Source organism: Pseudomonas sp. Ga0074129 (genome assembly GCA_001465025.1).
In the GTDB taxonomy this organism is placed as follows: Bacteria; Pseudomonadota; Gammaproteobacteria; order Pseudomonadales; family Pseudomonadaceae; genus Aquipseudomonas.
Map to the genome: position 1 here is coordinate 77,086 of LNDO01000073.1, position 13,609 is coordinate 90,694.

Annotated in this window: 11 protein-coding genes and 4 tRNA genes; 4 read left to right on the forward strand and 11 right to left on the reverse strand. The window is 58.1% G+C overall.

Features of this window, described 5'->3' with window-relative positions:
• Positions 1 to 18: 18 nt before the first annotated feature.
• The 5 genes from AUK77_RS08985 to AUK77_RS09005 all read right to left on the reverse strand — a co-directional run bounded on the left by AUK77_RS08985 (position 19) and on the right by AUK77_RS09005 (position 6,829).
• Positions 19 to 3,078, reverse strand: coding sequence for an efflux RND transporter permease subunit (locus AUK77_RS08985; protein ID WP_296128492.1), 3,060 nt, complete (start codon positions 3,076 to 3,078; stop codon positions 19 to 21).
• Positions 3,075 to 4,070: an efflux RND transporter periplasmic adaptor subunit gene (locus AUK77_RS08990; protein ID WP_296128493.1), complete on the reverse strand. Its 996-nt coding sequence runs from the start codon at positions 4,068 to 4,070 to the stop codon at positions 3,075 to 3,077. The genes AUK77_RS08985 and AUK77_RS08990 overlap by 4 nt, the downstream gene beginning before the upstream one ends.
• A gap of 173 nt (positions 4,071 to 4,243) precedes the next feature.
• Positions 4,244 to 5,023, reverse strand: a complete 780-nt coding sequence (locus AUK77_RS08995; protein ID WP_296128581.1) for an ABC transporter permease — start codon at positions 5,021 to 5,023, stop codon at positions 4,244 to 4,246.
• A gap of 11 nt (positions 5,024 to 5,034) precedes the next feature.
• Positions 5,035 to 5,967, reverse strand: coding sequence for an ABC transporter ATP-binding protein (locus AUK77_RS09000; protein WP_296128495.1), 933 nt, complete (start codon positions 5,965 to 5,967; stop codon positions 5,035 to 5,037).
• Positions 5,968 to 6,172: 205 nt separating this feature from the next.
• Positions 6,173 to 6,829 carry a transglutaminase family protein gene (locus AUK77_RS09005; RefSeq protein WP_296128497.1) on the reverse strand — a complete coding sequence of 219 codons (657 nt, stop codon included), beginning with the start codon at positions 6,827 to 6,829 and terminating at the stop codon, positions 6,173 to 6,175.
• A 152-nt stretch (positions 6,830 to 6,981) separates the two neighbouring features.
• On the opposite strand from AUK77_RS09005, the gene AUK77_RS09010 reads away from it, so the two are divergent.
• Both AUK77_RS09010 and AUK77_RS09015 read left to right on the forward strand, forming a co-directional pair.
• Entirely contained in the window at positions 6,982 to 9,429 is a 2,448-nt protein-coding gene (locus AUK77_RS09010; RefSeq protein WP_296128498.1) for an acyl-CoA dehydrogenase, read from the forward strand.
• A 115-nt stretch (positions 9,430 to 9,544) separates the two neighbouring features.
• Entirely contained in the window at positions 9,545 to 9,955 is a 411-nt protein-coding gene (locus AUK77_RS09015; protein ID WP_296128501.1) for a PA2817 family protein, read from the forward strand.
• Between the two features lie 125 nt (positions 9,956 to 10,080).
• Here the strand turns inward: AUK77_RS09015 and AUK77_RS09020 are convergent.
• The 4 genes from AUK77_RS09020 to AUK77_RS09035 form a co-directional block, all read right to left on the reverse strand.
• A tRNA-Gly gene (locus tag AUK77_RS09020) sits at positions 10,081 to 10,156 on the reverse strand.
• 20 nt (positions 10,157 to 10,176) lie between these two features.
• Positions 10,177 to 10,252 (reverse strand) — tRNA-Glu (locus AUK77_RS09025).
• A 44-nt stretch (positions 10,253 to 10,296) separates the two neighbouring features.
• Positions 10,297 to 10,372 (reverse strand) — tRNA-Gly (locus AUK77_RS09030).
• Positions 10,373 to 10,400: 28 nt separating this feature from the next.
• Positions 10,401 to 10,476: transfer RNA gene (locus AUK77_RS09035), tRNA-Glu, on the reverse strand.
• A 222-nt stretch (positions 10,477 to 10,698) separates the two neighbouring features.
• Here AUK77_RS09035 and AUK77_RS09040 point away from each other — a divergent pair.
• Positions 10,699 to 11,469 carry a hypothetical protein gene (locus AUK77_RS09040; RefSeq protein WP_296128503.1) on the forward strand — a complete coding sequence of 257 codons (771 nt, stop codon included), beginning with the start codon at positions 10,699 to 10,701 and terminating at the stop codon, positions 11,467 to 11,469.
• A gap of 49 nt (positions 11,470 to 11,518) precedes the next feature.
• On the forward strand, positions 11,519 to 12,181 hold the full coding sequence (locus AUK77_RS09045; RefSeq protein WP_296128506.1) for a glutathione S-transferase family protein: 663 nt from the start codon (positions 11,519 to 11,521) through the stop codon (positions 12,179 to 12,181).
• A 40-nt stretch (positions 12,182 to 12,221) separates the two neighbouring features.
• On the opposite strand, the gene AUK77_RS09050 is transcribed toward AUK77_RS09045, so the two are convergent.
• The gene (locus AUK77_RS09050; RefSeq protein ID WP_296128508.1) at positions 12,222 to 12,704 is read right to left on the reverse strand and encodes a GAF domain-containing protein; all 483 of its coding nucleotides are present in this window, start codon (positions 12,702 to 12,704) and stop codon (positions 12,222 to 12,224) included.
• Positions 12,697 to 13,590 (reverse strand): ATP-binding protein, encoded by an 894-nt coding sequence (locus AUK77_RS09055; protein ID WP_296128511.1) that lies wholly within the window; start codon positions 13,588 to 13,590, stop codon positions 12,697 to 12,699. Before AUK77_RS09055 ends, AUK77_RS09050 begins: the two co-directional genes overlap by 8 nt.
• Positions 13,591 to 13,609: the final 19 nt, after the last annotated feature.

A 13,609-nucleotide genomic window follows, 5' to 3' on the forward strand; every position in this document is an offset into this window, starting at 1 on the left:
CCACTGCTGCTCGACTCATCAGAGGGTGGCTGCCTCAGCCCGTACCGGCTGCCAACGGCGCAGCAGCATGTACAGGGTCGGGATAACGAACAGCGTGAAGAAGGTGCCCACCAACAGGCCACCGACAATCACCAGGCCAATCTGCTGACGGCTTTCAGCACCTGCGCCCGTAGCAATCGCCAGGGGCATTGAGCCCAATACCATCGCCCCGGTGGTCATCAAAATCGGGCGCAGGCGCTGCACCGACGCCTCAATCACCGCCGCGCGCACTTCAACACCTTGGCGCAGTAACACGTTGGCAAACTCAACAATGAGAATGCCGTGCTTGGTGATCAGACCAATCAGCGTGACCAGGCCAATCTGCGAATAGATATTCAGGGTGCCGCCAAACAGCGTCAGCGCCAGCAACGCGCCGGCCATCGACAGCGGCACACTGAGCAGAATGATCAGCGGGTCGGTAAAGCTCTCAAACTGCGCCGCCAGCACCAGGAAGATAAACGCCAGCGCCAAGGCAAAGATCAACGCAATGCCCGAGCTGGACTCTTTAAAGTCCCGCGAGGTGCCGGTGTAGTCGTACTGGGTTTCCGCTGGGAACACCGTGCGCGCCGTGTTTTCCAGGTGCGCCAGCGCCTCACCGAGGGTATACCCCGCGCCCACGTTGGCACTCACGGTCACCGCGCGCAGTTGGTTGAAGTGATTCAGCTCGCGCGGCGCTACGGTTTCTCGCACCTCGATCAGGTTGGATAACTGCACCATGCTGTCATCGCGGCCGCGCACATAGACCCGGTTCAGGTCCTGCGGGTTGCTGCGGTCCACGCCCTGCAACTGCACCAGCACATCATATTGCTCGCCGTTCTGTTTAAAGCGCGTGACCTGGCGACTGCCGAACAAGCTTTCCAGGCTGCGACCGATGGTGGCCACGTCGCTGCCCACCGCCACCGCCTGTTCACGATTGACCGCTACTTTAAGCTGCGGCGCATTGAGCTTGAGGTCGCTATCCAGGCTTTCCAAGCCCGGATAATCGCGCAGCTCGGTCAGCAGCTGATCCACATACACCTGCAACTCGCTGTACTCCATCGAGGAGCGAATAACGAAGTTGACCGGCTGGTTACGCGCGCTCTGTCCGAGCGGCGGACGGTTGACCGGGAAGGCACGCACGCCGGCAATGTCCTGCATTTTCGGCAGCAACTCATTGCGAATTTCAAACTGGCTGCGCGAGCGGTCCGCCCAGTCCTCAAGTTTCATAAACGAAATGCCTTGCGCCACCGTGGGGAAACCGGCAATCACCAGGTAACGGTTGGTTTCTTCGATGCTGGCATAAGCCGCCTCCAACTCTTGGGCATAACGCCCGGTGTAATTCAGCGTTGAGCCATCCGGGCCGCTGAACACACCAATGATCGTGCCGGTGTCTTCGGTGGGTGCCAGTTCGGATTTCAAACCCACAAACAGCACAGCGCACGCCACGATGGTCAGCACCAGCAGCCCCACCATCAGTACCCACATGCTGAGCGCCTTGGCCAGCAGGTGCTTGTAGCGGTAGGTCAAGCCGTTGAGAAATTTTTCAATCAGGTTATACAGCCAGTTATGCCGCTTACCGTCCTGATGCGGCTTGAGCAACAACGCGCACATCATCGGCGTCAACGTCAGGGCAACAAAACCCGACACCAGCACCGCGCCAGCCAGCGTCCAGGCAAATTCGGTAAACAGCTTCCCGGTGGTGCCCTGCATAAAGCCGATGGGTGCGAACACGGCGGCCAGTGTGAGGGTCATGGCGATCACCGCGAACGCAATCTCACGGCTGCCCTTGAAGGCGGCCTGCATGGGCGACATGCCGTCCTCGATATGCCGGTGAATGTTCTCCAGCATGACGATGGCATCGTCCACCACCAAGCCGATGGCCAACACCATCGCCAACAGCGTCAGGGTATTGATGGTAAAGCCCATCAACGCCATCAAAGCGAAGGCACCAATTAGCGAAACCGGGATGGTCACCAACGGAATCAGGGTGGCACGCAACGAACGCAGGAAGATAAAGATGATCAGGATGACCAGCGCTACTGCTTCCCAGATGGTGACAAACACGTTGTCGATCGACTCGCGGATAAACTGCGAGTTGTCATTGGCCACGGCTATTTCCATGCCGTCGGGCAACAGTGCGCGGATATCCGGCATGGCCGCTTCAAGTCCATCGGAGATGTCCAGCGGGTTGGCCGTGGCCTGCTTGATCATGCCCATTGAAACAGCAGGCTTGCCTTTGAAGCGCACGATACTGCGTTCATCGCGGGCGCCGATTTCGGCATACCCCACATCGGCCAAACGCAGCAGATAGCCGCGCGAATCATCCAGAATGAGCTGATTGAACTGCTCCGGAGTGTTCATATCGGTTTCGGATAGCACGGTAAATTCGCGCTGCTGCGATTCGATCCGCCCGGCCGGAATCTCAACATTTTGCCGGCGCAAGGCGTCTTCCACGTCCTGCACGGTGAGGTTGTGCGCGGCGAGTTTTTCCGGGTCCAGCCAGATGCGCATGGCAAAGGTGCGACCACCGCGTATCTGCACTTCAGAGACACCGGGAATGGTTTGCAGGCGATCTTTGATCACCCGCTCCAGCACGTCAGTGATCTCCATGGCGCTGTAGCGTTCGCTGTAGAACGCCAGCCAGATCACCGGCTGAGCATCGGCCTCGACTTTCTGCACAATCGGCTCGGAGATTTCATCCGGCAGCAAGCCACGCACCCGGCCCAGACGATCACGCACATCGTTGGCGGCCTCATCGGAATTGCTGCCCAGACGAAACTGCGCGGTGATCTGGGTGTTTTCTGAACGGCTGATGGAGGTGACGAAATCCAGCCCCTCAATGCCCGACAACACATCCTCAATCGGCTGGGCGACCTGCGACTCCATGATCTCCGGGCTGGCACCGGGATAGGTGACGTTCACCGTGACAATCGGCACATCGATATTCGGGTACTCGCGCACTGAAAGGCGGTCGTAAGCCATCAGCCCGAGCAGCACCACAATCAACGACAGTACCGTGGCAAATACCGGCCGGCGGATGCAGATGTCAGACAAGGTCATGGACGCGGCTCCACCACCTTGGTGCGCACAGGTGAACCGGCGCGGACTTTTTGCCAGCCGGCGCTGATCAGGGTTTCATCGCCTTGCAGCCCGTCAACCACTTCAACTTTGCCTGCCTCGCGCTTGCCCAGGCGCACCTCACGCAGTTCAACCTTGCCGTCTACCACCAGGTTGACCAACAAGCGATTGCCCACCGGCATCACCGCCTCTTCGGGAATTACCCAGGCGTTGGGGCGCTCAGCCAAAATCACCGAAACGCGGACAAACTGCCCAGGACTCAAGCGCCCTTCACGGTTGCTGATATGCGCACGAATCGCCTGACTGCGGCCGACTTCGTCCAAACGCGGATTGATGGCGAATACCTCGCCACTGAAACGCTCGCCGGGATAAGCATCCAGGCTGACTTCAATAAGTTGCTTGAGGCGAATCTGGCTGACGGCTTTTTGCGGAATACGGAAATCCACTTTCAGCGGATCAAGTACTTCGAGGTTGACGATGTCCTGCCCTTCGCTGAGGTATGCGCCGGGGCTGACCTGACGCAAACCCAGTACGCCGTCATAGGGTGCCACGATGCGGGTTTTGTCCAAGCGCGCCTGTGATAACGCCAGACTGGCGCGCGACGCTTGCTGCTGGGCGCTGGCTTCATCCAGCGCTTGGGCGTTGCTGGCACCACGCTTGAAGAGCATCTGCGCGCGCTCGAAATTCTTCTCCGCCAGGTTCAGGTTGGCCTGCGCCTGCGCCAACTCAGCACGGGCGATGGCATCGTCCAGGCTGACCAGCAAATCACCGGCTGCCACCCGTTGGCCCTCGCGAAAATGCAATTGCGCCACTCGGCCGGCAATTTCCGGGCGGATGATCACCGACTCATCTGGGGTCAGCGAACCGAACGTCACCAGTTCGTCACGCACGTGCTGTTGCACGGGTTTAACCACCTCGACCAATGGCCCAGGGTTGGCATGAACCAGCGCACTGGCACTTAAGGAGAACAGCATAACGGCGCTCAGCATCGCAGCAGTGCGAGCAGACATATACAACCTCTAATCTTTTGTAGAGGGTCAGTCTAACGGCGTGATGTGGGCGATCCGCCGTTAAACATGTTTCCCGATGTTAGGAAAGGCTGTCATTTAGCCCGTTCTATGGATCATCTGGCTGGGGAGAATCAACGTCACTGACGCATCCCCCGGCCGCTGATCAGCAGACGAATGCACACGCCGTAGAGTAGGGCTGTCGCCACCAACATAAACCCGATGGCCACGCCGATACGGATATCTGACACACCTAAAATGCCGTAACGAAAGGCGTTGACCATGTGCAGCACCGGATTAGCCATGGACAGGGTCTGCCAGAAAGGCGGCAGCAGGCTGATCGAATAAAACACCCCGCCCAAGTAGGTCAAAGGCGTCAGCACAAAGGTTGGAATGATCGAAATATCATCGAAGTTGCGCGCGAACACCGCGTTGATAAAACCGCCCAGGGAGAAGATGGTCGCGGTGAGTAGCACCACCAACACCGTCACACCCAAGTGGTGCACCTGCAAATGGGTGAAGAACAGCGACAACACGGTGACGATCAGCCCCACTGCCAAGCCGCGCAACACCCCGCCGGTGACGTAGCCAATCAGAATGATGTGTGGCGACACCGGTGAAACCATCAGTTCCTCAATCGAGCGCTGGAATTTGCTGCCAAAGAAACTCGACACCACGTTGCCGTAGGAGTTGGTGATCACCGACATCATGATCAGCCCCGGCACGATGTACTCCATGTAGCTGAAGCCACCCATGTCGCCAATCTGACTGCCAATCAGGTTACCGAAGATGACGAAGTAGAGAACCATGGTGATCGCTGGCGGCAGCAGGGTTTGCGGCCAGATGCGCGTGAAGCGCCGGATCTCGCGGTAAACGATGGTACGCAGCGCGACCATATTGGCAGTGAATTCGGAGTTCAAATACGCCGTGCTCATACCGCCACCTTCGTCAGATTTTTTTCCACCAGGGAGACAAACAGTTCCTCCAGGCGATTGGTCTTATTGCGCAAGCTGAGCACTTCAACCTTCTGCAGCGCGAGCTGGCGAAACAACTCGGTCACGCCCTGCGCCTTGTTCACCTGCACTTGCAGGGTATGCGCGTCGAGCAACTGCGCCGGATAACCCAGCAGTTGTGGTGCAATTAACTGGGCGTCTTTGAGGTCGAGCAGAAAAGTCTCCACCTGCAGCTTTTTCAGTAGGTCCTTCATGTTGGTGTTTTCGACAATCCGCCCGTGGTCGATGATGCCGATGTTGCGGCACAACTGTTCGGCTTCCTCTAGGTAATGGGTGGTCAGGATGATGGTGATGCCCTGCTGGTTCAGCTCGGTGAGAAAGCTCCACATCGAGCGCCGCAGTTCGATATCCACACCGGCCGTTGGCTCATCAAGAATCAACAGACGCGGCTGATGCACCAGCGCGCGGGCAATCATCAAACGGCGCTTCATACCGCCGGACAGCTCACGCGACGGCACGTTGTGCTTGCCCCATAAACCCAACTGAGTCAGGTACTGCTCGGCGCGCGCCTTGGCGATTTTTGCCGGGATGCCGTAGTAACCGGCTTGGGTCACGACGATGTCGAAGGCCTTCTCGAACTGGTTGAAGTTGAATTCCTGCGGCACGACGCCCAGGCAGCGCTTGAGCGCCGAAGGCTCTTTATCCAAGTCGTGACCGAACACATTGACCGAACCAGTGGTCTTGGTCACCAGGGTCGAGAGGATGCCGATGGTGGTGGATTTACCGGCACCGTTGGGGCCGAGCAGGGCAAAAAAATCGCCTTCAGCCACGTCCAGGTCGATGCCATGCAACGCCTGAAAGCCGTTGCCATAGGTCTTGGTCAACTGGCGAATGGACAGCGCAGTAGTCATAAAAGTAAGGGCACCTTGCAGAAGAGAAAAATTACAGCGGTAGCGTGTTTAACAACGAGCCGGGCCTGCCTGGCGATTGCACGACACGCCAACGGCCCACGATACAGGCACAGCCTAACAGTGCTCAGGGCAGATTAAACGTGACTGTTTACGATGGTGCCTATCAGCTACATCGATACGAGTAGCCTGCCTCTCTGCACAAACCTCAGCCCGCCGCCTCAGCAGCCAAGTCGCCCGTAAGCGTCAGCGACTGCTCAGTGAACAGGTGCGGGTAACACGTCGCCAAATGTTCAAACATTAGTGCGTGCGGCACATCCGCAAACTGCCCGTGGTCGCGCAGGTATTCCATATAAGGCTGGCCTTGCTGGTTGAAGGGGTGAAAAACGCTGTCGTTCAGCCCATCAAATGCCAAAGGCGCCACCTTGAACACCCGGCACAGGGCCAGGTTGAAGGCTGGCGTAGCCTTGACCCAACGATCAGCCAAGTACAGTTCGGTGTAACCGTGCATGGCGAACACATCACTGCGCAACAACGCCAACAACCGCGGCGTAGCCAAGTGGTTGCGCACATCGGCCAAGCCAATCCGTGCGGGGATGCCGCAATGCCGAGCGCAAGCCGCGAGCAACGCAGCCTTGGGCACACAATAACTCTCACCTGCGAGCACCGCATGACTGGCCTTGAGGGTGTCCGGCTCACGGCTGAACACATAGGGGTTGTAGCGAATCTCATCGCGCACCGCGTAATACAGGTTGATGGCCTGCTCACGTGGGTCGCGACTGGCACCGCGAAATTTTTCTGCGAACTCCACCAGCGCGGGGTGGTCACTATCGATGAAGCGGCCGGGTTCGAGGTATTCACGCATCAGGGTTGCTCCATGACTGAGAGACCAGTCTAGCGAGACGAGTCCAGCCAATGTCACGACGATTCGGCCAAGCCCACCGCTCTTGTCGCCATCAATGACGACTATGTTCGTGATGGTGCGGAAAAACGCACTGTCACCATGGAGAACTCTGCATGCTCGCTCTCTGGTTACTCGCCCTGCTGTTCGGCACGGCCTTTCTAGCCCACCGGCGCACGGCGCCTCTGTCCGCCCTGGCAATGGTGGCCGGTTTTCTGATTGTGATGGGCGCGCTCAGCCAAGCACCGGTCTGGCTGTTGGGCCTGCTCTGGCTGCTCCTGCTGGCAGTAGCCTTACCTCTGCTGCTGTCGCAACAACGCCGCAGCCTATTCACTGCGCCGCTGTTTGCCTGGTTCAAACGCGTACTGCCGCCAATGTCGGCCACCGAACGCGACGCCATCGAAGCCGGCACCGTGTGGTGGGATGGCGAGCTATTTAGCGGCCGCCCCAAGTGGGACACCCTGCTCGCCTACCCCAAAGCGCAGCTCACCGAAGAAGAGCAGGCCTTTATCGACGGCCCGACCGAAGCGCTCTGCGCCATGGTCAGTGACTGGCAGATCGGCCAGCAGATGGACCTGCCCGCCGAGGCCTGGGGGCATATCAAGCGACACGGCTTCTTCGCACTGATTATCCCCACGCAATATGGCGGCAAGGGCTTTTCGGCCTACGCCCACTCCCAGGTGGCAATGAAGTTGGCCACCCGCTCGGGTGATCTGGCCTCCACGGTGATGGTGCCCAACTCCCTCGGCCCAGCCGAGTTACTGATGCACTACGGCACCGAGGCACAACGTGATCATTACCTGCCGCGCCTGGCGCGTGGTGAGGACATCCCCTGTTTCGCCCTCACCGGCCCGCTAGCAGGCTCCGACGCTGGCGCCATGCCGGACACAGGAATCATCTGCAAAGGCCAGTGGCAAGGCGAGGAAGTGATCGGTCTGCGCCTGAACTGGGAAAAGCGCTATATCACCCTCGGCCCAGTTGCCACCCTGCTTGGCCTGGCCTTCAAGGCTTACGATCCCGAGCATCTGCTGGGCGAAGAAGAAGAGCTGGGCATCAGTCTGGCCCTAGTACCCACCGAAACGCCCGGCGTCGAGATCGGCCGTCGCCATCTACCGCTCGGCGCAGCCTTTATGAACGGTCCAAATTCCGGCAAGGATGTGTTTATTCCGCTGGAGTACCTGATCGGCGGCCAGGAGATGCTCGGCAAGGGCTGGATAATGCTGATGAACTGCCTGTCCGTAGGCCGCTCCATCTCCCTACCAGCTGTCGGCACCGGCGCGGCCAAATTCACCAGTTTGGTCACCGGTCAGTACAGCCAGGTCCGCGAGCAGTTCAATGTGCCGCTTTCAGCCTTTGAAGGCATCCAGCAAGCCCTTGCGCGGATTGGCGGCAACGCCTGGCTGATGGACAGCGCACGCATCCTCACTGCCAACGCGGTGGATCTGGGCGAGAAACCCTCAGTGCTCTCGGCCATCCTCAAGTACCACCTGACCGAACGTGGCCGCGAATGCATCAGCCACGCCATGGACGTTCACGGCGGCAAGGGCATTGTCATGGGTCCGAACAACTACCTGGCCCGCTCATGGCAGGGCGCGCCGATCTTTATCACCGTGGAGGGGGCCAATATCCTCTCGCGCAACCTGATGATCTTTGGTCAGGGCGCGATTCGCTGTCACCCCTATGTGCTCAAGGAAATGGCCTTGGCTGGTCGCGAAGATCAAGATCAGGCGCTAGAAGAGTTCGATTCGCTGCTGCTGCAACATATCGGTTTTGCCATCAGCAACGCCGCCAGCAGCCTGCTGCTCAGCCTCGGCCTTGGGGTTTTCAGCCAGGTTCCCGGCGACTCCATCAGCCGCCCTTATTTCCGCGCACTCAACCGCCTGGCCGCAGCCTTTGCCCTGCTCGCCGACACCAGCATGATGCTGCTGGGCGGTGAACTGAAACGCCGCGAACGCCTGTCCGCGCGCCTTGGTGATGTGCTTAGTCACTTATACCTGGCCTCGGCGGCGCTCAAACGCTACCACGACCTCGGCTACCCGGAACATTCACACCCCATGCTGCACTGGGCCGTGGAAGAAAGCCTGGGCAAAGCCGAACAGGCGCTGGACGAACTGCTCAGCAACTTCCCCAACAAACTGCTCGGCTGCGCCCTGCGCTTGTTGGTATTGCCGCTCGGTCGCCGGCACAAAGGCCCAAGCGATGAACTGGACGCTGAAGTGGCCGGCATTATCGGCCGCAACAGCGGTGATCCGGCACTGGAGGAGTTACTTGAAGGCTGCTATCGCCCGCTGGCCGAACAGGACCCCGTGGGTGCCCTGCAACACGCCATAAACCTGCTGCGCGAAACGCAACCCCTGCAGAAGAAGCTGCACAAGGCCGTCAAGGCAAACCAGGTGCACGCGCAGCCTGGGCAAAGTCTGATTGATGCAGGCCTGGCTGCTGGCGTCCTCAACCCTGAAGAAGCGCGCAATTTAAAGCAGGCCGAAGCGGCTCGGCGAGTGGTGATTGATGTCGACGACTTCGCCAAGGAGGAACTGACGCTGGGCACTGGCAAGGTGCGCTAGCAGCGCCGCACAGGGTCGCTTTACGACGGCCGACAATGTGCAGGCATCAAGCAACAGGACAGCGGGCGACGTGAGCTTTATACTTTCGCGCCCGTTTTACCTACAGGATCGCCCCATGGCCAACACCCACATCGACCATCACCTCGCGCTGCTGCAACAACTGCGCACCATTCTGGTAGCCCTCGGTGAGGCTGAGCAGATTCTCGATGACAGCCACGCCATGTACCTCGAGCGCTATGACGAACTGCTCAGCGACCTGCCCAACGACCCGGAAGCCAGCCTCTACCTGGGCCAGGACCTGATCAGCCAGATTTTCCAGCGTTACCCGCAAATCGCCCATCTGGTACCACGTGACCTGCTGTGGTTCTTTGGCGGTGACTGCCTGCACTTTATGCCCGACGAAGAAATCGAGATGTATCAGGCCCTCGAAGAACGCCGTTTTTACGCAAACGAAAACGATGAGCCCTTCGACTGGAACCAGGAAAAAAAGCTGCTGGCCCTGCCCGCCCACGGCGGTACGCACTAACAACGGCGCCAATAGACAAAAAGCCCGCACGGCATAACCGGCGGGCTTTTTTACAGGCTGCAAAAAATACACAAACAAAAACGCCGCTCAATGAGCGGCGTTTTTGTGACTTTCACTACTAAATATGGAGCGGGAAACGAGACTCGAACTCGCGACCCCGACCTTGGCAAGGTCGTGCTCTACCAACTGAGCTATTCCCGCAATGCAACTTGGTACAAAAATGGCGTCCCCTAGGGGACTCGAACCCCTGTTACCGCCGTGAAAGGGCGGTGTCCTAGGCCACTAGACGAAGGGGACCTTGGAACTTGTGAAACCTTGCAATTGCAAGACTTCTTAAAATCTGGAGCGGGAAACGAGACTCGAACTCGCGACCCCGACCTTGGCAAGGTCGTGCTCTACCAACTGAGCTATTCCCGCTTGTAACAAACGCACTTCATTAAAGAAGTGGCGTCCCCTAGGGGACTCGAACCCCTGTTACCGCCGTGAAAGGGCGGTGTCCTAGGCCACTAGACGAAGGGGACGCTGCCCGGAAGCAAAACTTCTTTCCGGCTTCGAGGCGTTTTACCGTGTGGCTTTGCGCTTCGAAGTGGCGCGCATTCTATGGAGCCTTTGAGGACTCGTCAACCTCTGTGTAAAAAATTTTATAAATCAATGACTTCAGCCCCGAATGTGATGCAGCTCTATCAGCCATCAGGCTAAGGCACTACACTCGGACGAAAAACCCGGTGACGAGAGGCTCCATCATGTCCCCACTCGTGATTACCGTATTGATTGTGACAGGCATCTTTGTATTGATTGCCATCGCCTACATCAATCATATGGTCGAGAAAAACAAACTGGAGAAATCCAGGCTAAAGGCTGACCTTGGCGATCGCCTGCGCCGCTGTGAAATTTTGTCCGAGACATTTCCCGGCCAACTCATGACACCGCCGCTCAAACAGTTGTTGAGCCGCCTGCAATTACTGTTCAGCGAACGCATACTGCCTCTCGACAAGGGCAACAGTTCCTTGCGCGCTCGGGTTGAGGAGTTACGCCTACTGCTCACTCAGGGCGACGCGATTGCTATCGAAAACCCACAGCAACCTATTCTTAATGAGGTTAAGGCTAAAGAAGTGCGCTTCCAACTGGAAAGCCTGCACAGCCAACTGACCCGCTGCGCCAAAGACGGCATCCTCAATACCAATGAAGCCAAGCATTGGCTCAAAGAAATTCGCACCATGCTGACCCAGGTGCACATCGAACTTTTCAGCAATATGGGGCAGCAAGCGCTGCAACAGAACCAGCCAGGCCAAGCCCGCCTAGCCTTTGAGCGCGGCGTGCAATACCTGCGTAAACAGCCGGACCCAACACAGTACAAAAACACCCTGAAGAAATTCGAAGAACAACTCGCCAGGGCAAACGCCCTTGTGCTGGAAACCAGCAAACCCAGCCTCAACGAACCCAGCGAACTGGATGCAGGCCTAGAGTCCCTGGGTGGTGACAGCGAATGGAAAAAGAAAAACATTTATGACTGACACGCAAGCACCTCGCTTGCGCACTGCAATTTAGCCTCGAGGAACATCCATGAGCCTGACTGTTTACGGTGCCCCACTGTCGCCCTTCGTTCGTAAAGTCCGCTTGTTTCTAGCCGAGAAGGCTCTCGACTATCAGCTGGAAATCATCCTGCCTTTTGCTCAGCCAGCGTGGTTTAAAGACATCAGCCCGCTAGGCCGTATACCCGCACTTAAAGATGGTGACACCGGCCTCGCGGATTCCAGCGTTATCTGCCGCTACCTCAACGACAAATACCCCGATGACGCGCAACTTCTGGGCCAGACCGCAGAGCAGCGCGCTCAGGTGAGCTGGCTGGAGAAATATGCCGATTACGAATTGGCGCCCCTGTGCACCTTCAGCGTATTTCGCAACCGCGCGCTGAAGCCCAGCATGGGCCAACCCTGCGATGAAGCCGCTGTGCAAAAGGCCCTGAACGAGCAGCTACCGCCCCACTTTGATTACCTGGAAAAAACCCTGGGTTCGACTCAATACCTAGTGGGTGAGCAACTGACCCTGGCCGATTTGGCCCTGGCCTGCCAACTGATCAATATGGAACACGGCGGTGAGCAACTCGATGCGCAACGCTGGCCGAGCCTGAGCGCGCACTATGCGCGAATCAAGGCGCGCGAATCCGTGCAAGGTGTTCTGCCGGGTGAGCAGAAGATGCTGGCCAAAATGTCTGGTAAAGCCTGATACAGCCGAATGAGCCTGGCAGCCCCAGGCTCATTCACACTCAGCAGTCGGTCGACTCAACAAACACCTGCACCAATTGCTCAATGCCGACTTGGTCTTCGGCGCTGAAGCGTCCACGCGTTGGGCTGTCGAGGTCCAACACACCGAACAACCGGTCGTCCTTGAACAGCGGAATAACCAATTCGCTGTTTGATGCGCTATCGCAGGCAATATGCCCAGCAAAGGCGTGCACATCCTCAACCCGTTGTACTTGCCCGCTGGCGGCTGCGGTGCCACACACACCACGCCCGAACGGAATCCGTACGCACGCCACCTGGCCTTGAAAAGGCCCCAGCACCAGTTCATCGCCACGCACCAGGTAAAACCCGGCCCAATTCAGATCATCCAATTGGTGAAACAGAAACGCTGAAAACTGTGCCGCATTCGCTACAAAGTCGCGTTCACCCGCCAGTAAGGCCTGCAACTGCGCCCGCAGTAACGGATAACCTTCAAGGCCCTGCCCGCTCCCATTCAGGTCAATCATGGGTCTGACTCAGCAGTTGCAGCCCGACCCAATCACGGGCGAACTGGTAGGCGCAACGGCCATTGCGATTGCCGCGCCCCAGCGCCCAGCGGATAGCCGCTTTTTCCAGCTCTTCGTGCCATTGCCAATCCAACCCGGACTGCGCGGCATGCACACCCACCCAATGTTTGACCACATCGAGAAAGTGCGCCTGAGTGAAGGGATAGAACGACAGCCACAGACCAAACCGGTCGGACAGCGCAATTTTGTCTTCTACCGCTTCGTTGGGATGCAACTCGCCGTCCACACGTTGCCAGTTTTCGTTATCGGTTTGCTTCTCCGGCAGCAGATGCCGGCGATTGGAGGTGGCATACAGCAGCACATTGTCTGGCGCACGCTCCAGCGAGCCATCAAGCACGGTCTTGAGCATGCGGTAATCGCCCTCACCCGCCTCAAATGAGAGGTCATCACAAAACAAGACGAAACGCTGTGGCCACTCGCTCAACAGTTCGACGATGCGTGGCAGATCCGCCAGATGATCACGTTCAATTTCGATCAAGCGCAGCCCTTGCGGCGCATGCTCAGCCAGCAGCGCCCGCACTAGCGATGACTTGCCCGTGCCGCGCGCACCCCAAAGCAAAGCATGATTAGCCGGCAAACCCTGCATAAATTGCTGCGTATTGCGCGCTAACTGAGCACGCTGGCGGTCGACACCAATCAGATCGCTCAATTGCATGTCCAAGCTAACCTTGAGCGGCAACAAATACCCACGATGCCCCTCACGGACCCAGCGCGCCGCCAGCGTCTGCTGCCAGTCAACCGGCACGCTAAGGGCGGGCAATAGAGGTTCAAGGCGGGTCAGTACAGCATCAGCACGCAATAAAAAATCACTTAAACGCGAATCCACAACACACTCCTAAGCTTTC